20 protein-coding genes are annotated in these 23049 nt (G+C 62.3%); 5 read left to right on the plus strand and 15 right to left on the minus strand.

The annotated features are described in order from the left end of the window. Positions 1 to 19 precede the first annotated feature (19 nt). The 10 genes from BUS06_RS32900 to BUS06_RS32945 form a co-directional block, all read right to left on the minus strand. Positions 20 to 1552 carry a sodium:solute symporter family protein gene (locus BUS06_RS32900; RefSeq protein WP_074268463.1) on the minus strand — a complete coding sequence of 511 codons (1533 nt, stop codon included), beginning with the start codon at positions 1550 to 1552 and terminating at the stop codon, positions 20 to 22. Beyond that, complete coding sequence (locus BUS06_RS32905) at positions 1545 to 1805, minus strand: hypothetical protein (RefSeq protein WP_074268464.1); 261 nt, start codon at positions 1803 to 1805, stop codon at positions 1545 to 1547. The genes BUS06_RS32900 and BUS06_RS32905 overlap by 8 nt, the downstream gene beginning before the upstream one ends. 275 nt (positions 1806 to 2080) lie before the next feature. Continuing rightward, entirely contained in the window at positions 2081 to 3016 is a 936-nt protein-coding gene (locus BUS06_RS32910) for a choline kinase family protein (RefSeq protein WP_074268465.1), read from the minus strand. Further along, positions 3013 to 3969: a phosphotransferase family protein gene (locus tag BUS06_RS32915; RefSeq protein WP_074268466.1), complete on the minus strand. Its 957-nt coding sequence runs from the start codon at positions 3967 to 3969 to the stop codon at positions 3013 to 3015. Before BUS06_RS32915 ends, BUS06_RS32910 begins: the two co-directional genes overlap by 4 nt. 9 nt (positions 3970 to 3978) lie before the next feature. Further along, complete coding sequence (locus BUS06_RS32920; protein ID WP_074268467.1) at positions 3979 to 5259, minus strand: Zn-dependent hydrolase; 1281 nt, start codon at positions 5257 to 5259, stop codon at positions 3979 to 3981. Continuing rightward, complete coding sequence (locus tag BUS06_RS32925; protein WP_074268468.1) at positions 5237 to 5995, minus strand: DeoR/GlpR family DNA-binding transcription regulator; 759 nt, start codon at positions 5993 to 5995, stop codon at positions 5237 to 5239. Before BUS06_RS32925 ends, BUS06_RS32920 begins: the two co-directional genes overlap by 23 nt. Before the next feature lie 89 nt (positions 5996 to 6084). Then, the gene (locus BUS06_RS32930; protein WP_217272841.1) at positions 6085 to 7518 is read right to left on the minus strand and encodes an amidase; all 1434 of its coding nucleotides are present in this window, start codon (positions 7516 to 7518) and stop codon (positions 6085 to 6087) included. A 276-nt stretch (positions 7519 to 7794) separates the two neighbouring features. Further along, on the minus strand, positions 7795 to 8541 hold the full coding sequence (locus tag BUS06_RS32935) for an SDR family NAD(P)-dependent oxidoreductase (protein ID WP_074268469.1): 747 nt from the start codon (positions 8539 to 8541) through the stop codon (positions 7795 to 7797). Positions 8542 to 8582: 41 nt separating this feature from the next. Then, positions 8583 to 9329: an SDR family oxidoreductase gene (locus BUS06_RS32940; RefSeq protein WP_074268470.1), complete on the minus strand. Its 747-nt coding sequence runs from the start codon at positions 9327 to 9329 to the stop codon at positions 8583 to 8585. A gap of 160 nt (positions 9330 to 9489) precedes the next feature. Then, positions 9490 to 10464: an SDR family NAD(P)-dependent oxidoreductase gene (locus BUS06_RS32945; RefSeq protein WP_074268471.1), complete on the minus strand. Its 975-nt coding sequence runs from the start codon at positions 10462 to 10464 to the stop codon at positions 9490 to 9492. Positions 10465 to 10593: 129 nt separating this feature from the next. Here BUS06_RS32945 and BUS06_RS32950 point away from each other — a divergent pair, with 129 nt between their 5' ends. Continuing rightward, positions 10594 to 11208 (plus strand): TetR/AcrR family transcriptional regulator, encoded by a 615-nt coding sequence (locus BUS06_RS32950; RefSeq protein ID WP_074268472.1) that lies wholly within the window; start codon positions 10594 to 10596, stop codon positions 11206 to 11208. 390 nt (positions 11209 to 11598) lie between these two features. Here the strand turns inward: BUS06_RS32950 and BUS06_RS32955 are convergent, their stop codons facing one another. Further along, positions 11599 to 12840 carry an ammonium transporter gene (locus BUS06_RS32955; protein ID WP_217272842.1) on the minus strand — a complete coding sequence of 414 codons (1242 nt, stop codon included), beginning with the start codon at positions 12838 to 12840 and terminating at the stop codon, positions 11599 to 11601. A gap of 357 nt (positions 12841 to 13197) precedes the next feature. Here BUS06_RS32955 and BUS06_RS32960 point away from each other — a divergent pair, with 357 nt between their 5' ends. Further along, entirely contained in the window at positions 13198 to 13767 is a 570-nt protein-coding gene (locus BUS06_RS32960; protein WP_074268473.1) for a DUF4865 family protein, read from the plus strand. Here the strand turns inward: BUS06_RS32960 and BUS06_RS32965 are convergent. Further along, positions 13748 to 14332, minus strand: a complete 585-nt coding sequence (locus tag BUS06_RS32965; protein ID WP_074268474.1) for a TetR/AcrR family transcriptional regulator — start codon at positions 14330 to 14332, stop codon at positions 13748 to 13750. The genes BUS06_RS32960 and BUS06_RS32965 overlap by 20 nt on opposite strands. 114 nt (positions 14333 to 14446) lie before the next feature. Here BUS06_RS32965 and BUS06_RS32970 point away from each other — a divergent pair, with 114 nt between their 5' ends. From BUS06_RS32970 to BUS06_RS32980, 3 genes are all read left to right on the plus strand, one after another. Further along, positions 14447 to 14983 (plus strand): tautomerase family protein, encoded by a 537-nt coding sequence (locus tag BUS06_RS32970; protein ID WP_074268475.1) that lies wholly within the window; start codon positions 14447 to 14449, stop codon positions 14981 to 14983. 87 nt (positions 14984 to 15070) lie between these two features. Next, positions 15071 to 15331 carry a heme-binding protein gene (locus BUS06_RS38735; RefSeq protein WP_074268476.1) on the plus strand — a complete coding sequence of 87 codons (261 nt, stop codon included), beginning with the start codon at positions 15071 to 15073 and terminating at the stop codon, positions 15329 to 15331. Positions 15332 to 15569: 238 nt separating this feature from the next. Continuing rightward, on the plus strand, positions 15570 to 18173 hold the full coding sequence (locus BUS06_RS32980; RefSeq protein ID WP_074268477.1) for an alpha/beta hydrolase family protein: 2604 nt from the start codon (positions 15570 to 15572) through the stop codon (positions 18171 to 18173). A 92-nt stretch (positions 18174 to 18265) separates the two neighbouring features. On the opposite strand, the gene BUS06_RS32985 is transcribed toward BUS06_RS32980, so the two are convergent. From BUS06_RS32985 to BUS06_RS32995, 3 genes are read right to left on the minus strand one after another with little or no spacing between them, the layout of a single operon-like run. After that, positions 18266 to 19225 (minus strand): dimethyl sulfoxide reductase anchor subunit family protein, encoded by a 960-nt coding sequence (locus tag BUS06_RS32985; protein WP_074268478.1) that lies wholly within the window; start codon positions 19223 to 19225, stop codon positions 18266 to 18268. After that, entirely contained in the window at positions 19222 to 20082 is an 861-nt protein-coding gene (locus BUS06_RS32990) for a 4Fe-4S dicluster domain-containing protein (RefSeq protein ID WP_254369031.1), read from the minus strand. The genes BUS06_RS32985 and BUS06_RS32990 overlap by 4 nt, the downstream gene beginning before the upstream one ends. 13 nt (positions 20083 to 20095) lie before the next feature. After that, on the minus strand, positions 20096 to 23017 hold the full coding sequence (locus tag BUS06_RS32995; RefSeq protein ID WP_074268479.1) for a molybdopterin oxidoreductase family protein: 2922 nt from the start codon (positions 23015 to 23017) through the stop codon (positions 20096 to 20098). Between the last annotated feature and the right edge of the window lie 32 nt (positions 23018 to 23049).

Consider the following 23049-nt stretch of genomic DNA (forward strand, 5'->3'; position numbering starts at 1 on the left):
TGCCTTTGAGTGAATGGATTCAGGTCGTCAGGGATGTTGCAGCAGGAATCGAGACCTTGCCCGTTTCCACCGAGTCGAACAACGCCTGGATTCGCGCCGCATCGGCGGCAGACGGTTTCAGCGCCAGTGCGAAGCCGACGAAAACCGCGAAGTTCGCGATCAGGCCGACAATGCCGCTTGTCAGCGAACCGAGCCAGGGCACATCGTCCGGATAGATCGCGGTCAGCACGATCGCAATCGCGATGCCTACCAGCATGCCGGCAATCGCCCCTTGCTTGTTGCCGCGCCGGGAGAATATGCCAAAGAACAATGGTACGGCGAGCTGAATGATGCCCTGATAGGAAATCTGCGCCAGCAGTTGCAGGCGGCTGTAGTCGAACGTCAGATAGGCGAGCACCGCCGCCGCGACGATGAACACGATCATGCCGGCCTTTGCCAGCACCGTCAGTTGACGGTCGCTGCGCGGCCTCGTCCACGTTGCCAGGTCGTTCGCGAACTGGGTGCCGCATACCTGCACGCAGCCGTCCACGTGGCCGATACTCGCCGCCAGCACGATCACGATCGAAATCGCCAGCATCCACGGACCGCCCACGTCGAAGAGCGCCAGGAACCAGCCGTGCTGCGGATCCGCTGCCACCTTGGGGTCGCCGCTCGCGGCAGCCGCGAAGAGCATCAGGATGCAATAGAACCCGCCCACCAGCAGCATTGTCAGCAACGTGCCCTTCTTGACTGCGCGCACACCGCTTGCCGTATAGATGCGCTGGAAACTCATCGGCCAGCACATCGAACCGATCACACCCGTGAAAATCAGGCTAAACATGTACCACGGGCCATAAGTCGAGTGCGTGCCGCCTGGAATGATCAACATTTTGGGCGGCAACTGCGACAGGTGGGAGTACGAAGTTTGCGCACCGGACAGCAGGACCAGACAGAGCGCCGCACACAGCACATAGGCAATCATGCCCTGAAACATGTCGGTCATGATGAGCCCGCGCATGCCCATGCTCACGGTCCAGTACTGGCGAATCAGAACGATGACCACGCCGGCAATCAGGCAGCTCGTCACCGTCCACTGTCCGAAACTCGCGAACTGGAACAGCGTTGCCAGCGCCTGGATGCCCATGACGACCCATGGGAACACCGAGATGATGCCGATCAGCGAAGCAATGCGCTTCACTGCTGGGCTGTTATAGCGCATCCCAAGCAGATCGGGCTGCGTGGTCAGATTAAAGCGCTTGCCCCAGGTCCAGGCGCGATTGGCCATCAGGTACATCGCGGTCACGCCCAGGGTGGCGTACACCATGCCATAGAAACCCAGCACGCCACCCACTGAAAGCGCGAAGAACGCGGTAAACGTCGAACCCGGCCACCATGAGTTCGTATAGCTCATCGCGATGAACCAGGGGCCATAGGACCGGCCGCCGACCGCATAGTCCGAGAAACTGGTGCTTTTGCGATTGGTGGCATAAAGCACTGCGATCATCAGGACGAGAAAGACCCCGATCATCCCGAAGGTAATGTAGAGATCACTACCACCGCTAAACTTAACCATTTGGATTTCCCTCCTCGGGAAGTTCACCGTTGACGCTCTCAACAATGTAGAGCGCCCACACACCCAGTCCGGCGAGAACAGCGTTGCTCACCCAGTAAAAGATCGGCAACGGAATCCCTGCGACGAGCGCTGCGCTGCCGCTGACGCTCAGGTAGAACGGCGGGAATAACGCCATCGCCAGCAAGAGCAGGAAATACGCGCCGAACACGATCCTTCGCGTCGACCGGGGGTCTACTTTGATAGCGTCTTTCATCGATTCCACCTCCGCACAAGTGACAGATTGACAAGGTGACTGCTGGCATACGGAGGGCGGAGCGTTGCGGCTCTTACTGGTGCGCCCGCACCGCCTTAGTGATTCGTATACCTAACAATTCATGAGATTGGTGCATCCGTAAATCCAGGCTGACTTGAGTGAACAACTGAACTGCCAAAACTGGTGCAACTTCGCAGGTACTATCGATTTCCAGGCTTCATCCGGGTGCTTCGCTTTCTTCGGCGCGTTGCGAGCGGACGGGTCGCTCTGGCTGGTTACGCCTGTCGCAACCAGAGTTCCCAGCGGGAGTCATGCATGATCGCGCGGGCCCGCATGTGTTTCCAGACACCATATTTGTAGAAGTCGAAGTCGATTTGCGACACTGCGCGCTGAACCATGGCCCACGTGGACCACTTGAGATCCGCCAACGCCTTGTTGACCGCGACCCGCGCCAAAGTCTGCGGCGTCACGCGTCCGAAGTACTCCTCGATCAGGGCCGACTCCATGTCCGGTGTGAAGAACATCTCGCCGAACCACAGTGCCAGCTCGTAATGGGGATCGTTGTTCGACGCATACTCGAAGTCGACGAGCCGAACCGCTCGCTGATCGTTCAACATGAAATTGCCGGCGAGCGTGTCGTTCATGCAGGGCTTCAGATCGATTCCTGAGCTTTGCAGCGCCGTGCGTGCGCGCTCGAACTGCCGGCACAGCCAGACATGGTCGGGCGGCGTGGGCGCGCTCAAGGCGGCAACCTGCCGCTGGTGTTCATCGATCATGTCGAACACTGTCTTGGTTTGAATCAATGGCGGCTGGTCGTTGAACGCCTTGAGCGCACGCAGCGCGTTATGGCGTACGTCGTGCTGGAGAAAATCGCGGTTCGACGAGGCTTTCCATCCTTCCATGAACTCGAATACCTCAACGCCCAGTCCCTCCAGAAAGGCGAACACCGGCGCACCGTAACCCGTATTGGCGGCCTTGAGACTGGCATCGTGAGCGGTGCGCCGATCGACGAACATCTCGGTGCCCTGCCCCGGCACCTTGACGAAATAGGCCGTCGACGCCCCTTCCACCTCGACCCGCCAATTGGCATTGGAAATGCCGCCGCCCACCGGCGCATAGCCGACCGTCAGGCTGCGCCAGGCAGGAATAGCCTTGAGCGCCGCCTCGATCTGGTGTTCCACGGCGGTCGTAGCCTGTCCTAACCGCTTCATGATGCGACTCCATGAAGTTGCCGCAGCCAGGCTTCGAAACGTGCGTCCTGCACGCTTTGCCGGCAACGCAGCAGTGTCCATTGTCCGAGCTTGGTGAACTCCACCTGACGCTCCGAGGTGGCGCCAGACCAGCTTGCCGATAGCGTGCAGAGCCAGTCGTCGACCAGTGCGTACAGGCGGCAGCGCGCATAATCGGCCTCCTCGCAGCGGCCCGCCCAAGCCGCGATGCCCGCGCGCCACTCATCTTCGAACTGGAACAGGTCGTTGAGCGTCGTCGCCACGTCGTACCACGGGTCGAAGCACCCGCCGCGGTCGAAGTCGATCAGGCTCAGTTGCCCCTGCGGTCCGATCATGACATTGCTGGCAATGCCATCGCCGTGAATCGGCACGTGTCGCGTTTCCCCGGATTGCAAGGCCGCGCAGGCGAGATCGACACACTCATCGAGCCACGCGGCATCTGCAGGCAGCGAGACCCCGTCACGCTCGCACAACGACCGCAGCCGCTGAATGTCCTCGCGCGGCGAGCGTAAAAAATCAGGCACGGGTCCTCGATGGACCTTGCGCTTGAGCGCCCACAGCGCTTGCAGGCGATCCGGGGCGGTCAGATCATCGACGCGCGCCCATTTCCACCCGGGGCGAGGAAGCGCGTCGAACAACAGGACGCCACGCTGCGCATCGACGAGCCGCACACCCGGCGCTGCGCCTGCTTCGGCCGCACAGCCGCTGGCCCGCCCGCTGCGCGTGACGTCGATCAGCGGACTCATGTCGTCGTAGAGCACTTTCGCGTAGTAGCTCTGATCCCCGGTGCTGACAGTAAAGCCCGCCCACTCCGTTGCCAGCCGCATAGGCGAAGCAATCGCAGCGGTGCCCGCTTCAAGCGTAAGCGTGCCTGAGAAGCCAGCCGCGTGCAGAGCCTCGAGTAGTCGCCGCGATTCGGCAGTGTGCGTGTCCACAGCAGTTCCTTAGCGTCGGACGGGTGGTTGGGTGCAGATGCGATACAGCAGCGCGGTCAACACACGCAGGCCGTTTCGCAGATCCTGCTCGGCAGTAAATTCAGCTTCGTTGTGCGAGACCCCGTTGCTGCTCGGCACAAAGATCAGACAGGTGGGATAGACGTGACTCATGCTGATCGCGTCGTGTCCCGCCACCGTCACGCTGTTGCCCACGGGCAGGTCCAACTGGGACGCGGTGTCGTGGGCGAGGTCCGACAATTCACGATCGAGCTTCAGTGGCGAGCGCAGTCGTTTCTCCTCGACATCGACACGAGTACCCGTCAGTTTCGCGATGTGCTCGAGCGTGAGCTGAAACTGCTCCGCCGTTTCCTGCAGGCGTTCGACCGACTGCGAGCGAAACTCGATCAGCAGTGTGGCCCGTGACGCGACGACATTCGGCGAGTTCGGATACACATCGAGCCGTCCGACTGAACTGTGCATGGCCAATCCATGCGGTTCGGCTGCGGCGCGCACCGCTACGACCGCGTGTGCCGCGGCCAGCAGCGCGTCGCGCCGTTGCGCCATGGGAGTCGGACCCGTATGGTTCTGTTCGCCGTCGAAACGCACCCGCCATTTGAGCGCGGCCCAGGTCTCGCGCACCACGCCGATCGCAAGCTTGCTGCTCTCGAGCCCCGAGCCCTGTTCGACGTGCGTTTCCACATACGCCGCGACACGGATGTCGGGCACCCAGTCACCGCGATAGCCGATCGTCTCGAGAGCCGCCTGCAACGAAATGCCTCGTTCGTCCCGGCAGGCGAGCGCCTGCCCGAGCGGCATCGCCCCCGTGTAGACGCTGCTGCCGGTCAGACTGGGCTGGAATCGTGCGCCCTCCTCGTTGGTCCAGTTGACCACGCATAAATTGCAGGCGGGCCGTTCGCCGCGCTGGCGGATCTGCCGCGCGAGACTCGCGATCGCCACCGCTGCGGCCAGCACGCCATAGACGCCGTCGAAGCGGCCCGCGCTGGGCTGACTGTCGAGATGCGAGCCGCACAGCACATACGGCGCGTGTTCGTCGAAGGTCAATAGTCCGAAGATATTGCCGACCGCATCAACCCGCACGTCGAAGCCGCGCTCCTTTAGCCAGTTGCAGAAGAGGTCGCGCACGCGGCCGTCCTCTTCCGATGCCGCAAGCCGATGCAGACCGCCACCGGCCGTCGCGCCGATCAACGAGCTTTCCTCGAACAGGGCGGCGAACCCGGCCAGATCCGCCTCGTCCGGAAGCAGCAACTCAGGGGTGGAGAACGTCGACATCGTCGTGCTCCATGCGGGTTGCGAACTCGTCGGATAAAGGGCGATTCGTCACGAGTGTGCTGATCGCGCTGAAGGGCAAAGTATTGATGAAGGTGCGGTGGCCGAACTTGCCGTCGTCCGCGAGAATCACGCTGCGCACGCAATGCTTCACAAGCGCTCTGCGCAGCAGTGCCTCCGATTCTTCGTAGTCCATCAGACCCAGTTCGAGATCGATACCGCCTATGCCCATGAATGCAATGTCGTAGTGAAACTGGCGGGCAAATTCAAGCGTGTGCGGACCGATCAGAGCATTGTCGTTCCGGCGCACATCGCCGGGCGTCACCAGTACCTGGTTGTCGCTCTGGTGCGTCAGAAGCTGGGCGATATCGAGTGAGTTGGTCACCACCTTCAGGTTCGCAAACGACGTCAACCGTTGCGCGAGCGCCAGCGTGGTCGTGCCGGTATCCAGAAACACGGCCATGCCCTCCTGGACGATCTGCATGGCACAACCGGCGAGCGCTACCTTGGCCTGCGTCTTGATGCGATTGCGTACCTGCAGCGGCTGTTCCTCATTGAGCCGCGGCAGAATGGCGCCGCCATGCACGCGGCGCAGTTTCCCCTGACCTTCGAGAAACTTGAAATCACGGCGAATCGTCTCCTCGGATACTCCGAAGGACGTGGCCAGATCAATCGATTTAACGCGCTGCTGCTGACTGAGAAGCCGCACGATTTCATCGAGCCTTGGCTGGTTGAGCATAGTGCAAAGTTTCCGTGGCACCCGATGTGCCGAAAAAGGGTTTGAGTCCAGGCCTACGTCGCGACGCCTCATGCGGCGTGCGCGACGCTTCAGCCCGAGAGCATGGCGGGCAGTCGTTGGTCCCATGGCGCGATCGCCTCGAAAGCGGCGCAGAACTGCAACACGTCCGCATCCGCGAAGCGTGGCCCGACAACCTGCAAACCAATCGGCAGCCCACTCTTGCTCCAGCCACATGGCAGGTTAGCAGCGGGGTTGCCCGAGAGGTTGAATGGATAAGTAAACGGCGTCCAACGGGCCCAGGGAACCGGGCTGCTATCCGTCGCGGGATATTGAGGCGGTGCGGTGCTGTCGGCGTCGAACGGGAGAATCGGCACCGTCGGCGTAATCAGCAGATCGTACTGTTCGAACAACGTGTGGACCTGACTCGCGAATGCCGCACGTTGCTGCATCGCCGCGAGATAGCTCGCCAGACTGAAGTCTTTCGCACGCTCGATGAGTGCGGCAAAGCCCGGGTCCAGCCGGTCCATCTGCTGTCCCAGCGATTTTCCATAGGCAATGCCGCGTCCGCCTGCCCACAGCGCTTCGAAGACAGGCAGCGGGTCTTGCCAGGGCAACACTTTCTCTTCCACCGTCACGGGCAGTTGCCCGGCGATCAGGCGCACTGCATCGCCCACCGCCTTTGCCACCTGCGCATCGACGGACGTGCCGAATAGCGTTGGACACCAGGCGAGCCGCAACGGCCGCAGCGGTTCGTCGCAGCGTGCGTAGAACGATTCGGTCGGCGCCGGCAATGCCTGATGATCGAGCGGATCCGGACCGGAGAGGATGTCGAATAACAGCGCGCTGTCGCGCACGGTGCGGGTAATCGGACCCGCGTGGCTCAGCATTTCGGTGGCCGACCACGGCCAGGTGGGAATGCGTCCGAGCGTGCCCTTCAACGCGAACACGCCGCAAAAGGAGCCTGGAATTCGCACCGAACCGCCGCCATCCGAGCCTAGCGTTGCCGGAACCATCCGGGCAGCGACAGCGATCGCCGAGCCGGAACTCGAACCGCCGCTGGTCAGCGCAGGATTCCATGGATTGCGTCCATTGCCGAATACGCGCGAAATGCTTGAACCCGTCCAGCCGAACTCGGTGGTCGCGGTCTTGCCAACCATGATGGCGCCGGCCGCCTTGAGTCTTGCGATGATCGGCGCATCCTGTTGCGGTACCTGGTCAAGCGCCGTGAGCGAGCCGCGCGTGGTGCGCAGCCCCTGCGTCGAAAACAGATCCTTGATGCCGAACGGAATGCCGTGCAGCGGACCGCGGAACCGTCCGGCTGCGGCTTCCTCGGCGAGCGTTTCCGCGTATTCGCGCGCCGCTTCGGTGTAGACGTCGCCGAAGGCGTGCAATGTGGAATTGTGGGTTTTAATGGCTGTGAGGCTTGCCTCCAGCAGTTCGACCGGCGTCAGGGCGCCTGCTCTGATCTGCCTGGCGGCGTCAACCACGCACGGCATGGCGGTCACTTCCGTATCGTTCGACATTAAAACCCCTGGCAGCCAAGTGTTGCAGCGATGGCGCCATTTCCACAAATCAAAAACCGGGTGTCAAGATAAAAATGTTGGAAATGTTGGAAATGTTGTTTTATGCGGGGATGGCTGGAAGGGGTGAAATGGCCGGTGAACTGTCGGGTGACACAGAAAGTGAAAACTGTGCGAGGTAAGTGAAAAACTGCTGACACGGTTAGTGAAAAATCCGGGCGGCGGCCCTTATGCGTGTAGCGGGACGCGGAGGTCGGGTAAGGCAAAGTCCTGTTCAGTCTAGACAGCCGTCAGGCCGCCATCGACCGGCAGGTCGATGCCGGCGACGTAGCTGCTCTCATCGGAGGCCAGGAATAAAGCTGCAGAGGCGATCTCCTCGGGGCGCGCCAAGCGTGCCAGAGGCGTCATCGCTGCGATTTGGTTTCTCGCTTCGGCCGCGCCCTCTTTGGATGGGAACTGGTCGTCGAACATGGGTGTGTCGACCGCGCCAGGGCTCAACACATTGGTCCTGATCTTCCGTTCCTTGAGTTCGCTGGTCCACGTCCGGGCAAATGACCGGAGCGCTGCCTTGGTGGCGCTGTAGGTGCTGCGGCCCGGAAGGCCTTTGTTCTTCCCGGCGGACGCCACGAGGATGATGGAGGCACCATCATTCAGGAAAGGCAGCGCCTTTTGAACGGTGAAATAAGTGCCGCGAGCGTTGGTGTTGAAGGTCTTGTCAAAATGCTCAGGTGTCGCCGCAGCGGTCATCGTCTTTTTGACGAAAGCCGCGCCCGCAAAAATCACATCGATCTTCCCTTTTTTCGCGACGGTCTCGTAAAGACGGTCGAGGTCATCGAGCTTGGCGATGTCGGTCTTTACGCCGGTGACGTTCGAACCGATCTCCGCGACGGCCTTGTCGAGTTCGGCCTGTCGGCGGCCGGCAATAAAAACGTAGGCACCCTCTTCAACAAACCTCTTTGCGGTCGCGAGGCCGATGCCGCTGCTACCCCCCGTGACGAGGGCGATCTTGTTTTTCAATAAAGACACTGTTGTCCCCTTTCGGTTGAAACGTGCGGCCTGCACCGCGTTCAGACTTGCGTCCAGCCGCCATCGACCGGAAGCTCGGCGCCGGTCGTGAAGGTCGCGTCGAACGCGAGGAAGAGGACGGCCTTGGCGATTTCCTCCGACGTACCGAAGCGCTTCATGGGAATAATGCCGAGGGTGTGCCCCTTGACCTGTGTACGCATCTCTTCCGTAGGGAATACCTTTTCGAGGATGCCCGTGTCGATGGGGCCGGGCGACACCGCGTTTACGCGGATCTCCTGAGGAAGCAGCTCGGTGGCGAGCACCCGGGCGAATGACCGCAGCGCAGCCTTGGCGGCTCCGTATGTAGCTTGGCCCGGCAGCCCCTTGACGTTGGCGACGGAGGTCGTGAGGACCACAGCGCCTCCTCGATTGATCAGCGGCGCGAGCTTCTGGACCGCGAAAAAGGGGCCCTTGGCGTTCAGGTTGAACATCTCGTCGTAGACGGCTTCGGTCACGCTCCCGAGAGGCGTTGGAATGCTGAACCCGGCGTTGACGAAAAGCAGGTCGATGGCGTCGAACTCGGTCTTCACCTGGGCGGCAAGGGCGTCGATGTCGGTCAACGACCGCGCGTCGCTCGAAACCACGATAGCGCCGTCCCCAAGCTCTTGCTGCGCCGACTCCAGGCCGGCCTGCGAGCGGCCGGTCACCAGAACACGCGCGCCCCCGTCGAGCAGCATCTTCGCTGTCGCGAGCCCCATGCCACTCGTGCCGCCGATAATCACCACCTTTTTATCCTGGTACCGGTTCATATGTATTCTCCTTGAGAGGTTGAGGCTGCTTTGCTGATATTTAACTATTTTGTACAACTATTTATTTCAAAATACCGTAAGACCCGTGGACGATCATGTAACTCCGCAATCGCCTGCTGATTCTGATCACCGCAACCATTTCGCCGCGACCGCCGCTCCTTCAGGACACCGCGCGCAAGGATTCCGCGTATGACCAGTTGACGCCAGAGACGTTGACGACGGCCTGCCACGCGGCTTCCTGGTTGGCGCCATCGTGGAGGTGCGGTTGGCGCTGCGGCTCAATCGGGCCTGAGAACTTCCCTTGAGCCGAGGCGAAGAATTGCCCTGAGACGTCGGTTCCGAACTCCGACGCCTGGAGGTACCGACGGGCCGCGGTCTCCGGCGTCTGATTCATGCCAGGAATGAGGTTCGCGATTGGGATAAACAGATACTTCACGGCCAGGCCAGCTTGTCGCGAAACATTGGTAGCGGTCGCGGCACCGGGCGAGACAGCGTATACGGCCATGCCGGAGGGTAGCCGGCGCGCCAGCGCCGCGACCCACCAGGCGACGATGAGCTTCGCGTCGGCATACGCATTGTTGGGCACGTACCTCACGTTCGGCCCGTTGCGCAACAGGGCTTCCATAGCAGCGGTCAGGTCGCCCTGGTGGTACTTGGCAGCGAGTGCGTCCACGTCGGTGTACTTGAACATGGGTACGCCCCCTCGGGCAGGCTCCGCGCTGGCAATAACAATCCGCGCGTTGGGGCTCAGCAGGTTGGCGCGGAGCAACCCGACAGTCAATTGATGATGGCCGATGAGCGGGGCCTGAGATGCCTCGACGCCCTCCGCAGTGATCACGCGCGCCTTGCCAGGGACCATCCCGGCGTTGAGCAGTAGGAAATCGACCGGCCGACCTTGTTTGATCAGCTCGGCGAGCGCGGACTGGACGCTGGCCGGCGTGTCCAACTCCAGCTCCAGCGGCGTGAAGACCTGTCTTCGGGTTTCAGCTGCGAGTTGAGCGGCCGCTTCCTTGGCCCGAGCCAGACTGCGTCCGGTGATGATGATCTCGCGCCAGCCCTCTCCGGCAAGAATGCGAGCTGCGGCATAGCCGAGCCCGGAGGTGGCGCCGGTGACGAGTGCGATCGAATGTTCCACAGGTATCTCCGTGCGGTGAAGGGTGAAGGCCGAGTCGTGAGGCCCCGCAGGGCCAGAAACGGCTTGTTAATTTAGAACTATTCGGTTATATATTGGTGCCGTAAAAGTTGTCAAGGAGTTTTGAACCAAATGATTCAAAATACCACCAGGCCCGTGGGCCGACCGCGCAGCTTCGACGAGACGGGGGCGCTGGAAAAGGCGATTCAGGTGTTCTGGTCGAAAGGCTACGACGGAGTGACGATTGACGATCTCGTCGCCGGGATGGGTGTGGGACGACCGAGTCTGTATGCCGTCTTTGGGGACAAGCGGACGATATTCTTGCGCGCCCTTAAGGTGTACGCAGAACGGAAGGGCGCATCAGCCGCGAAGGCACTCCTCTCACCACAGGGTCTTCGCGACTCGATCACGGGCTTTCTGAGGTACGCCGTCGAAAGTGCGACCGAGAAAGGGTCCGCCCGGGGCTGTCTTCTGATATGCGTCGCGCCGCTTGTGGACGACCCTGAGGTTCGTCAGTTCCTGCAAAACGCGGCCGCTGGTGGCACTGCACTGGTGGAAGGTCGTTTCCGGGACGCAATCAACGCGGGAGAAATCCCGTCCGACTTTCCTGTGGCCGTCCGCGCAGGCCAGCTCACTGATCTTGCGCGCGGCCTTACCATGCGTGCGCTGATAGGCACGCCGCGCAAGACGCTTCTCAGGGATGCTGAGGAAGCGGCCGACCTGGTGCTCCTGCCGCGGCGCGTCTGACGGGTTATCGCAAAAAATTCACTGAGAAATGACCACGACAACAGACATGAGCGGCGGACCCGGGGCGTATCGTCGTCCGATGAACAAAGTGGCGACGTGGTCTATCGACTCCAAGCGCGCCGATGAGAACACAACAGTTTTTTTCACTTACTGCGGCAGTACGGGACGGATATTTCACTTTCCTTAGCACGTGCTGGTTGCTCGACGCCAATCTTGCTGAAAAATCGCCTTAACTTCAACGACGCATTTTTCATTAATGGTGACACCCGACACGAGCGTTACGCGAAGCGCTGCAGTGAAGTAAAAACAAAAACGCCGGTAGCGGCCCAATCAGGCCAGATCTACCGGCGCAACTTGCGAGCCTGAGGTAATCAGGCGAGTCGGTGCCGCTCACGCATCCAGATACGCCACCTCGCCGTGCAATGCGGTATCGAGGCCGCGCTGCTCCGCAGCCGCGTCGAGCTTGACCGCCGTCACGCGATCGATCAGCCACAGCATCGCCCACGTGAACACAAAGGCCCACACGCCGGAGACGATCACCGCGACGCACTGCTTGACGAAGAACGCTCCGCCGCCGAGCAACAGACCATCCGCGCCATTGGGATTCCACGCCTTCGACGCAAACACGCCGAGCAGCACCGTGCCGATCAACCCTCCCACGCCGTGCACACCCCATACGTCGAGCGCATCGTCGAGACCGAGGCGGTTTTTGAGCGCAACCGCGTAATAGCAGATCAGGCCAGCCGCAATCCCGATCACCGCGGCCGTGCTCAGCGATACATAGCCCGCTGCGGGTGTGATGGTCGCGAGGCCCGCTACTGAGCCGGTCAACAGGCCGACAAACTTGGGTTGCCGCGCGTTGAGCCATTCGATCAGCAGCCACGTGACAGCCGCAAACGATGCTGCAATATCGGTGTTCAGAAAGGATGAAGCCGTGATCGCATCGACACGCAACTCGGAGCCGGCGTTAAAGCCGTACCAGCCGAACCACAGCAGACCCGTGCCCAGTGCGATCAGCGGCACGTTATGCGGCTTGTGCGACATCACATGGCGGCGTCCCACGTACAGCACCGAAGCTAGCGCGGCAAACCCGGCCGTGTTGTGCACCACGATCCCACCGGCGTAGTCGAGCACGCCCCACTTCGCAAACAGTCCTTCCGGACTCCAGACCATGTGCACGAACGGGAAGTACACCAGCACGAGCCAGCCCGTGAGGAACAGAAAATACGCCTTGAAGGTCACGCGATTCGTAAAGGCGCCGGTGATCAGCGCCGGCGTGATGATGGCGAACATCATCTGATACGCGATGTGAACGACGAGCGGAATGCCCGCATCGTTGCCCGTGTACATCGTCTGCAACGTCACACCATGCAGGAATGCATAGTAAGTCGGGTCGCCGATGATGCCGTGCCACGTCGGCCCGAAGCACATCGAGTAACCGAATGCGAACCAGAGGACCGTCGTCCATGCAAGCGAAATGAAACTTTGCATCATGATCGACAGCACATTCTTGCGTTCGACCAGACCGCCGTAGAAGAACGCGAGGCCAGGCGTCATGAGCATGACGAGGCTCGCGCACAGCAGCATGAAGGCCGTATTGCCGACGTTGATCGGCAGGGATGCGGGAAGCACAGCTTGTCTCCTTGAATGTCGTCGTGCGAAATGAGCGGGCAAACCTGGGCGGCCGCGTGCCGCAGCCCTTTCATCTCGCGTTTTAGCGGCTGTCGAAAAATAGTCCTCGGCCGGCGGCGGCGCAATACGCACGAGCGCTATTGCCGGATTCAGCGGGCCGATATGAGCACGCCAGCAGGCGGCTGCGTGAAGATGGACGGGGGGTAAACCACAGTGTCGAATCTGGCGCACAAACGGAAAACACGCACGCAGCTACGTGATTTCCTTTCGTCATGACAGCTATCTCGCTGCCGGTCTTCACTGCAAGCCCATGCCGGTGCAAACTGGGCACCGTTTCATCACTTTAGGGAGAGCAGCATGTTCGCGATGCAGTATTCACACCGCTTGCCCGCCGACTACGACACGCAGATCATCCGCGAGCGCGCGGCCACGCGCGGCCCGCTTTGGGACGACACAGAAGGCTTGATCTGCAAGGCGTTCGCGCTGCAGGAACGCAACCGCAATGGCGCGACGGGCAACGTCTACGCCTCCGTATACCTTTGGTCGGACCCGGATGCGGCCGTGCGTTTTCTGATGGGTGAGCGTTTCCAGGCGGTCATCGATGCGTTTGGCCGTCCGCAGATCGAGACGTGGTTGCCGCTGGACGCGCGGCGCGGCAGCGCGCAGCAGGCGCTATCGATCTACCGCGAGGAAAGGGTGGTGAGTGCAGCGACGGATCGCAAGGCGTTGCACGCCGCGGAGATCGAACTCAATCGGGAGATCGCGGCTCGTCCCGATACGGTCGCAGTGTGGTCGGCATTCGATCTGGATGCCTGGCGCCTGATCCGCTTCACTGTCTCGTCGGCGCCGGCCGATGCGGCCCGAAACGGCGAAGTCTACGATGTACTGCACCTTGCCCAGCCGGTAATCAGCCGCCTCCCGCGATGACTTCGACCGCCTGCTGAACCGCGGCGGCAATCTGTTCGCTGGTTGCCTCGGTGGGCACCGCACGGGCCAGCGTGACGCCTCCGGCCAGCAGCGACAGTAGCACCCAGGCACGCGCCTCACGCTCGGCATCCGTGCCTTCCGGCAAACCCGCGGCGACCGCTTTCATCACCCCTTGCAGTTCGGTTTCGTAGGCAGCGCGCGACGCTGGGTCGGCCCGCTCGATTTCTACGGACAGGCTCGGCAGCGTGCAGGCGTCTCCCAGATCGCAAGTCCGCTTGTATCCCATGTAAAACGCAGCAAACGTTCGAAGCCAGCCCTTGCCGTGCTCGGCGCGCAAGCCTTCCACCGCCTGCCGCAGTTCGCGCAACCCCTCTGCCACCGCCGCGCCGAAGGCTTCCGCCTTGGAGCGGAAATGGCCATAGAACGCGCCGTGGGTCACCCCCGCTTCGCGCGCCAGGCCGTCCACGCCGACCCCGCCGTAGCCTTGCTTGCGAAACCCGCGTCCCACCGCCTCGACGATCCGGGCACGGCTTTCTTCCTTGTGCCCTCGGGCATAGCGCGCCATCTAGCTCTCCTTTTACATGACGATCGTCACATAATTCTTGATTAAATTACGATCCCAATATAATTTACTGGAGAAGCGCTGGCAACCGCCGGCGTGTTCTCTGAGGAGACTCATATGCCTTTGCTACGCATCACCCACCAACGCGGCGCGTTCACCACTGCGCAGAAAGCCCAGCTTGCCGAGGAACTCACTGCCGCCATCCTCGTGGCGGAAGTCGGCGCAGATACGCCCGCTGGCCGTGCGGTCGCCTATGTGCTGTTCGACGAGGTCGACGCGCGGACCTCGTGGTACGTCGGCGGCAAGCCCGATCTCGATCCGCCCAAAGGCGGCCGCTTTCTCTTCGACGTGGTGTATCCGCTCGGCGCTGCCCGGCAGGTGGACAAAACCGCCTTGCATGGACAGATCAACGCCATCGTTGCCCGCACTCTTGATGTCGACGGCACGTTTCCGCAGCGCGGCGGCGACTGGGTGCTGATCCATGAAGTGCCGGACGGCAACTGGGGTGCGAGCGGGCAGACGATCGGCATTCGAGAGATCAACCAGGTCGCGGGCGGGACGCCGGAGCGCGCCGAATACTTCGAGCCGTTCCTGGCCGCGCAGAGACGCATGCACGAAGCACACGGCTATCCAGAGCAGGCTCAGCGTCCCTGATCGCCGGGAACGCAAATGTCCGTTACCACATAGGCCGGTCCCACCATTCAAAGGTGCTTGTCAGTTCTCTAATTAGGATTACAGATCATGCAACTTTCGAATGAACGACCAGACGCAGACCGAGGTGCCCTTCGGCAGGTTGACGCCAGGCGGCGTCATCACCACGCCAACGTAGGCGCCGGATCGACCGACCTCCTGTTCGTCCCGGGGAGTGTGTTGATCAAAAGTGGCAACGAGGTGCTCGGCGCAATCGGCGTGAGCGGGTCACCGCTCAGCACCGACGACGAACGTTGCGCCGCGGCGGGCACTGCGCAAATACAGACTGCGCTGTCGGGCGCATTGCAGTAGCGGTACCTGCCTACTCCGCCGCCATGGCTTCCGGTGCCTTGGCGGGCACCCGGCTTGCGCGTGTCAAACGCCGGGTGCCCGCTCCATGTGGAGCCGACGCGCGCCGACACCGACGTCACCAGCAGCATAAGCGCCATCCCCGCCAGCATGCGGCTGATGAACTCGGCCGCTGGGCATGCAATACTGCGCGTTCCTGTTTCATCGAACGACTTCACCCCCGAAACCTGTTACGCAGACGATGCCCTATCCTTCCGTGATTTTCCGTCTCGCCACGGCCGCGCTGGTCGTGGCGGTTAGTGCCCAAAGCGCATTCGCGCAGCAAACCCCAGCAGCAACGATACCGGCCGCGGCGCAGCCCGCCGTCTCCGGCTACAGCCAGCCTTCCAAAGCGATCCTCGACGTGATGCTGGCGCCGTCTCTGCCCATTCCGGTCGTGGCGCCGAGTACCGACCGGGCGCTGCTGGTTACCTATCAGGAATATCCGTCCATCGCGCGGGTGGCGACGCCGTTTCTGCGTCTCGCAGGCGTGCGCGTCGAACCCGCGAACCGCAGCCGGCACGACACGCCGGGCGGCTACGGCATTCCGGCGTGCGCGACGCACTTCGACCTGGTTCAGTTCGCGGACAGCGTCGCGCGACCGGTCGCGCTGCCGGCAGGCGTCTGCGCGACCCGTGCGCACTGGAGCGTCGACGGCAAGCGCTTCGCGTTCGAAAACGTGACCGCGCATTCAGTCGATCTGTGGGTCGGCGACGGTGTCACCGGCGCGGTTCACCGCATTCCCGGCGTTCAGCTCAACCCGATGTTCGGCGATGAACTGAACTGGATGCCTGACCAGACAACCCTGCTTGTGAAGCGGGTGCCTGCGCACAGCGGGCCGGCGCCCACCGCCGCTGAGGCAGTTGAAAGTCCGAGCATCCAGGAATCCGACGGCCGGCGCGGCCAAAGCAGCACTTACGAGGCACGCGACACGCTGAACAGCGCCAGCGACGAAGCGCAGTTCGACTACTACGCAACCTCGCAGCTTGCGCTCGTCGACGCCGGCACCGGCAAGGTCACGCCGCTTGGCGCGCCCGCGCTGTACGACGGCCTCGCGCCCGCGCCGGACGGACGTCATCTGCTGGTGACGACGATCCAGCGGCCCTATTCGTACGTGACGACCGCCGAACGCTTTCCGCACGATTACACGGTATGGGACATTTCGAATCGCTCGCACATCGCGACGCGTCTGATCACGTCGCGGCCCCTGGCGGACCGCGTTCCGGTTGCCGGTGTACCGCTCGGGCCGCGCAGTTTTTCGTGGCGTCCGACCGAACCGGCCACGCTGATCTGGGCCGAAGCGCTCGACGGTGGCGACTGGAACGTCGACGTGCCGGAGCGCGACAAGGTGATGATGCTCAAGGCACCGTTCGACGCGGCGCCGCGTGAAGTGACGCGGCTGCATCAACGCTATGCCGGCTTTGCGTGGACCTCGCAGCCGGATCTCGAACTGCTCTCCGAGTACGACCACAACCGCCATTGGCAACGGACCTTCATGGTCGACGTCGACGCACCGCAGGTGACGCAACATCTGCTGTGGGACATGTCGAGCGACGAGCTATACGCAGATCCCGGCACGCCGGTGACCAAACCACTGCCGAACGGCTTCCGGGTGGTCCGGGTCGAGAACGGCGCAATCTTCCTCGACGGCGACGGCGCGTCGCCGGCCGGCAACCGGCCGTTCCTCGACCGGCTCGTTCTCACGACGCTCAAGACCGAGCGTCTGTTCCGCAGCGACAAGGCAGCGCTCGAGCGGTTCGTCGCGTTCACCGGCGACGGTACCCAGTCGTTCCTGACGTGGCATCAGACGCCGAACGATCCGCCAAACCTGTTTGTCCGTACTCTCGGAACCCAGGTCGGCGATGCGCCGGAGGGCGAAGCGCGCTATGCATCGAGCTCGACCGCGCTCACGCACCTCGCCGATCCGACACCGGTCGTGCGCCAGATCAAGAAGCGTCTCGTGAGATATAAGCGTGCGGACGGGCTCGACCTGTCGTTCACGCTGTATACGCCGCCCGGCTATCAGGAGGGCACTCGCGTGCCGGCGATCCTGTACGCCTATCCGCTCGACTACGCCGACGCGGCAACGGCGGGCCAGGTCAGCGGCTCCGAACAGACCTTCACGCGGCTGAGGGACTACCGGTTGATGCTGCTCGCCGGCTACGCGATCATCGACAACGTGTCATTCCCCGTCATCGGCGACCCGAAGCGCGCTTACGACACCTACAACGAGCAGCTCGTCGCCGACGCCAAGGCTGCCGTCGATGAAGCGGTAAGGCTGGGTGTAGTCGATCCGGACCGCATCGGCGTCACCGGCCACAGTCACGGTGCGCTGATGACCGCCAATCTGCTCGCGCATTCCGATCTGTTCCGCGCAGGCGTGGCGACGAGCGGTTCGTACAACAAGACGCTGACGCCGTTCGGCTTCCAGAACGAGCGACGCTCGGTATGGCAGGCGCAGGATGTCTATCTGAAGGTGTCGCCGTTCTTCTACGCAGACAAGCTGAAGACGCCGCTCCTGATCGTGCATGGCGAGGACGATGCCAATCCGGGCACGACGCCGTTGCAAGCGACGCTGCTGTATGAGGCGCTGCGCGGCAACGGCGGCACGACGCGGCTCGTGATGCTGCCGCACGAGCCACACTGGTACACGGCGCTGGAATCGAACGAGCAGCTCGCGTATGAGATGCAGCGCTGGTTCGATCGCTACGTGAAGAATGCACCGCCGCGTGCGGCTGCAGCACAGTCTGCTGCTCCGGCAGCGGATGCTTCGGGTGCGAAGGCGGGTGCAGCGCACGCTGAGTGAGCTAGGTTTTTGCCGTCTGCCTGCGATCAAGATCGCAAGCAGACGGTAGAAGACGACGCGAGCTTTTTGGAGACCAACGCCTCCCGATACATTCAGGAAGCCTGACGATAATAAAGATTCTGCGGATGCCGTGCTTCCGCGAAGAAGAACCAGCGCTCTGCGACTAGCCCCGCATACTGCACCACGCACGCCGCACACAGTAGCCAGAGCGAATCCGCGATCGACGACACACTGCCGCCCACCGCGATTAGCACCACAGGCACCGCAAACGCCCCCAGCAGGAAGGTCCATTTGATACGTCGCAGCGTCTGCGGCGTTTTCCCGTGAAAGAACTCGCGCAGATTAAACGCACCCGCCGTGAAGCCGCGCGACTTCTGCACGAGTGTCGGCGACTTGATGCCGGTCGCGCTTTGCACCGTTGATTTGGGTCGCAAGCGCGCATTGCGCATCAGTGCGGCGATGCGACTCGCACAGCCTGCTAGCGTCAGCACAGCCGCACATAGCGCAAGTCCACCGACCAGTGACGGCGCGAGCCACGCAGCGCTGGCCGTAGCGAATGTAAAGCCCGACGCGCAGCCAAGCAGTACGAAGTTGACCATCGTTAGCGGCGTGGCCCATTCCTGAAGGAAACGCAGGCACGCGTAAATCATCGACGTGCACACGAACAGCACGGCGCTGGACAACACCCCGAGTGCACCGATTTCCAGCGACCACGGCGAGCCAAACCAATGCGCAATACCATACGCAAAGGCGCACGCGAGAAACACCGGCAGCGCCAGACACTCGCGCGAAAGCCATGACGTACGCCACATCGCGATAGCGCGCCATGCGCGCTCAGGATGACCCAGGTGGAAAAACGAAGCCAGCAATCCCAAGGCGCCAAGCACGACCACCAGCGCTGCACCGAGCACGAAGAACGTCTGGGGCGGCGCATCAGCGGCTGCGATCATCCCAAGCCGCGCGGCCACTTCTACCCCGAACAGCGCAATCAGCAGACCTTGTCCGGCGCCGCTCAGCGTGGTCAGAAACACCACTGAAAATGCGGGCTTCATGCACCTCTCCCAAGACTCAGAATGTTGAATACGCGGTCCAGCATGCCGGCGACAGGGCCGCGACGTTCAGCGTGGAGTTGTCCCTGGAGAAGAGGCGCGCCGTCCTCAGCGGAGCTGGAGCGCGCCGCAGCGGAAGAAATGGCAGGTGCGGCAGGAGCAGCAGACGCACTCCCTGCATCTTCAACCGCAGCCTCCGCCACCTCCCCTGACTTGCACGAACACGACTCGCCCCCACACCCCGTCGTCTTCTGACGCGGCAAATAATGGTTCGCAGGCTTCGTCTCCCACTCCGGCATCAGCTGATACCCACCACGCTCGCGAATCGCCTGCGACACGACCGATTCTGGATCGTGAATATCGCCAAACAGCCGTGCCGAAGTCGGACACGCCAGCACACAAGCCGGCTTGCGATCGCGCTCCGGCAGCGCCTCGTTATGGATGCGATCCGCGCACAACGTGCACTTGGTCATCTCCTTGCGCTCTTCATCGAGCTCGCGGGCGCCGTAAGGACACGCCCACGCGCAGTACTTGCAGCCGATGCATTTGTCGAAGTCCACCAGCACGAGCCCGTCTTCCTTGCGCTTATAGCTCGCGCCGGTCGGACAGACGGGCACGCACGGCGGGTCCTCGCAGTGCAGACACGATTTCGGAAAATGGATCGTATCGGTGAGCGGAAACTCACCGGCTTCATAGGTCTGCACGCGATTGAAGAACGTACCGGACGGATCGGCATCGTACGGGCGAAAGTCCGCCAGACTGCCGGCCTCGCCGGAGGTGTTCCATTCCTTGCAGCTCGTCACGCACGCGTGACATCCCACGCAGACGTTCAGATCGATTACGAGCGCCATCTGAGTCATTGGATGCTCCTCGTCACTTTTGCTTGCTGGCGCCGCGCAGACGCGCAGCAAACTCGCCGCGGCCGGCGAAGTACGTTTGCACCAGACGATGCAACACGCCTGTGGATCCGGGCAGCTTCTCCATCGGCGCGAATTGCGGCAACGTGTGGTCCGCATCGGCCTCGGCCGGATACACGCGCACTCGCACGTCGTACCAGGCCGCCTGCCCCGTGATCGGATCCGAGTTCGACATGCGCGCATCGCCTGACGTCGCGCCGGGCAACTCGTCGGTGATCAGGTGGTTGAGCAGGAAGCCGCGCTGCGATTCGTTGGCATCGGGCCCAAGGTTCCACGCCCCCGCTGCCTTGCCGATAGCGTTCCAGGTCCACACCGTACCCGGCTCCACTGCCTCGCTATAGCGCGCCATGCAACGCACCTTGCCCCATGGCGATTCCACGTAGATCCAGCCGCCGTCTTCGATGCCGTTGCCGCGCGCCATCAACGGATTCATGAACAGATAGTTCTCGCCGTGAATCTGCCGCAACCAGGCGTTCTGGGAATCCCACGAGTGATACATGGCCATCGGACGCTGGGTGACAGCAGCCAGCGGAAACTGTGCACGATCGGTGGCGGCGAGTTCGAGCGGTTCGTACCAGAACGGCAGCGGATCGAAGTAACGCTCGACGCGCGCGCGCAGATGATCGGGCGGCTGACGTCCCGCTCTCTTGCCCTGCGCGGCGAGGCGGAATTTTTGCATCACATCGGAGTACAACTGAATGAGGATAGGCGTGTCGAACTTGCGAAAGCCCTTCTCTACCGACCACTTCAGATACGGTCCGTTGACGCCGCGCATGTATTGCAGCGTCTCGGGCAACGTGTAGTGATACACGCAGTTGTGGCTTGCATACTGCTCCCACTGGTTCGGATTCGGCTCGCCCACCAGCGCCTTGTCGCCGTCCTTGCCGCGCCAGCCGATCAGGAAGCCCACGCCCGAATCCGGTGAGGTCTGGAAGTTGACGACGAAGTCCGGGTAGTCGCGGAACTTGCGCGTACCCTCCTTCGTCGTGAACGCGGGCAGCTTCAGACGGCTCCCCAGCTCGATCAGTACTTCCTGGAACGGCTTGCATTCACCGGTTGGCGGCACCACCGGCACGCGCACCGAATCGACCGGACCGTCGAACTCGGAGATCGGCCGGTCGAGCATGGACATCGCATCGTGGCGCTCCAGATAGGTCGTGTCGGGCAGGATCAGATCGGCGAACGCGGTCATCTCGGACTGGAACGCGTCGCACACCACCAGGAACGGGATCTTGTATTCGCCGTCGTCGCGTTTGTCGACCAGCATCTTGCGGACTTCGACCGTGTTCATCGACGAGTTCCACGCCATGTTGGCCATGAAAATCAGCAGCGTGTCGATCGGGTAAGGATCGCCGCGCCATGCGTTGGTGATCACGCTGTGCATCAGGCCGTGCACGGCGAGCGGGTATTCCCATGAGAACGCCTTGTCGATGCGCACGGGTTCGCCGGCCTGATCGATGAACAGGTCCTCGGGCGCTGCCGGCCAGCCGAGCGGACCATTGGCGAGCGGCGTATTCGGCTGTACGGCGTCCGGGCTGTTGGGCGGCTTGGCGGACGGCGGCACCGCGCGCGGATACGGCGACTTGTGACGAAAACCGCCGGGCCGGTCGATCGTGCCCAGCAGGGACATCAGCACCGCCAGCGCACGGATCGACTGAAAGCCGTTTGAATGCGCCGCGAGACCACGCATTGCGTGAAAGGCGATCGGATTGCCCGTTATGGTGTCATGCGTCTCACCCCAGGCGTCGGTCCACTGGATCGGCAGCGTGATCTTGTGATCGCGCGCGGTCTGCGCCATTTCTCGTGCAAGGCGGCGGATGACGTCGGCGGGAATGCCAGTGATCTCCGCAGCCCACTCCGGCGTGCTGTCCGCGACGCGATCGCGCAGCAAGGCGAACGACGGCGTAACCGGCGTGCCGTCTTCGAGCGTGTAATTGCCGTCAATGGCCGGCTCCGAACCCGGCGTGTGATGTTGCACCGCGCGTTGCGTCTTCAGATCCCACCAGAGATGGTTTTGCGGGAACAGCGGATTAGCCTCGGGCAGATTCGGATCGCGCACAAAGAGACCAAACGCATCGCCGTCGGCATTCATGTCGAGCAGCTCGGCCGCGTTGGTATAACGCGTGACGAACTCGCGATCGTACGAATCCGTGGCCAACAGTTCGTGGATCAGCGCCATGAACAGGGCGCCGTCCGTGCCGGGACGGATCGGCACCCACTCGTCGGCAATCGCCGCATAGCCGGTACGGATCGGATTGATGGCGATAAAGCGGCCACCGGCACGCTTGAACTTCGACAGGGCGATTTTCAATGGATTCGAGTGGTGATCCTCGGCCGTGCCGATCATGAAAAACAGCTTCGCGCTGTCGAGGTCCGGGCCGCCGAACTCCCAGAACGAGCCGCCGATCGTGTAGATCATCCCGGCCGCCATATTGGCCGAGCAGAAGCCGCCGTGCGCCGCGTAGTTCGGCGTGCCGAACTGCCTGGCGAACAGGCCCGTAAGCGCCTGCATCTGGTCGCGGCCGGTAAAAAGCGCGAACTTCTTCGGATCAGTGGCGCGCAGATGGGCGAGGCGCTTTTCGAGCACGGCGAACGCCACCTCCCACGAGACCGGCTCGAACTGCGCGCTGCCGCGCTCGGCGCCCGCCTTGCGCATCAACGGCTGGGTCAGACGCGCAGGGGAATACTGCTTCATGATCCCCGACGAACCTTTCGCGCAGATCACCCCCTGGTTGAGCGGATGCTCAGGGTTGCCGTCGATATAGCGCACTTCGCCGTCGCGCAGATGCACGCGGATGCCGCAACGGCAGGCACACATGTAGCACGTCGTGGTTTTGACTTCGAGTGTTTCGTTTTGCGTGCGTGCGTGGTGTTCCATCGATCCCTCCGGGGACTACGTCAGCCTACCTG

It is taken from the genome of Paraburkholderia phenazinium (assembly GCF_900141745.1).
GTDB lineage: Bacteria > Pseudomonadota > Gammaproteobacteria > Burkholderiales > Burkholderiaceae > Paraburkholderia > Paraburkholderia phenazinium_B.

Coding starts and splice junctions, on each gene's coding strand:
- BUS06_RS32965 (WP_074268474.1), bottom strand. CDS start 14,332: ATGGCGCGCTATGCCCGAGGGCACAAGGAAGAAAGCCGTGCCCGGATC.
- BUS06_RS32925 (WP_074268468.1), bottom strand. CDS start 5,995: ATGCTCAACCAGCCAAGGCTCGATGAAATCGTGCGGCTTCTCAGTCAG.
- BUS06_RS32985 (WP_074268478.1), bottom strand. CDS start 19,225: ATGAAGCCCGCATTTTCAGTGGTGTTTCTGACCACGCTGAGCGGCGCC.
- BUS06_RS32930 (WP_217272841.1), bottom strand. CDS start 7,518: ATGTCGAACGATACGGAAGTGACCGCCATGCCGTGCGTGGTTGACGCC.
- BUS06_RS32905 (WP_074268464.1), bottom strand. CDS start 1,805: ATGAAAGACGCTATCAAAGTAGACCCCCGGTCGACGCGAAGGATCGTG.
- BUS06_RS32910 (WP_074268465.1), bottom strand. CDS start 3,016: ATGAAGCGGTTAGGACAGGCTACGACCGCCGTGGAACACCAGATCGAG.
- BUS06_RS32990 (WP_254369031.1), bottom strand. CDS start 20,082: ATGACTCAGATGGCGCTCGTAATCGATCTGAACGTCTGCGTGGGATGT.
- BUS06_RS38735 (WP_074268476.1), top strand. CDS start 15,071: ATGCAACTTTCGAATGAACGACCAGACGCAGACCGAGGTGCCCTTCGG.
- BUS06_RS32960 (WP_074268473.1), top strand. CDS start 13,198: ATGTTCGCGATGCAGTATTCACACCGCTTGCCCGCCGACTACGACACG.
- BUS06_RS32950 (WP_074268472.1), top strand. CDS start 10,594: ATGATTCAAAATACCACCAGGCCCGTGGGCCGACCGCGCAGCTTCGAC.
- BUS06_RS32900 (WP_074268463.1), bottom strand. CDS start 1,552: ATGGTTAAGTTTAGCGGTGGTAGTGATCTCTACATTACCTTCGGGATG.
- BUS06_RS32920 (WP_074268467.1), bottom strand. CDS start 5,259: ATGTCGACGTTCTCCACCCCTGAGTTGCTGCTTCCGGACGAGGCGGAT.
- BUS06_RS32940 (WP_074268470.1), bottom strand. CDS start 9,329: ATGAACCGGTACCAGGATAAAAAGGTGGTGATTATCGGCGGCACGAGT.
- BUS06_RS32995 (WP_074268479.1), bottom strand. CDS start 23,017: ATGGAACACCACGCACGCACGCAAAACGAAACACTCGAAGTCAAAACC.
- BUS06_RS32980 (WP_074268477.1), top strand. CDS start 15,570: ATGCCCTATCCTTCCGTGATTTTCCGTCTCGCCACGGCCGCGCTGGTC.
- BUS06_RS32970 (WP_074268475.1), top strand. CDS start 14,447: ATGCCTTTGCTACGCATCACCCACCAACGCGGCGCGTTCACCACTGCG.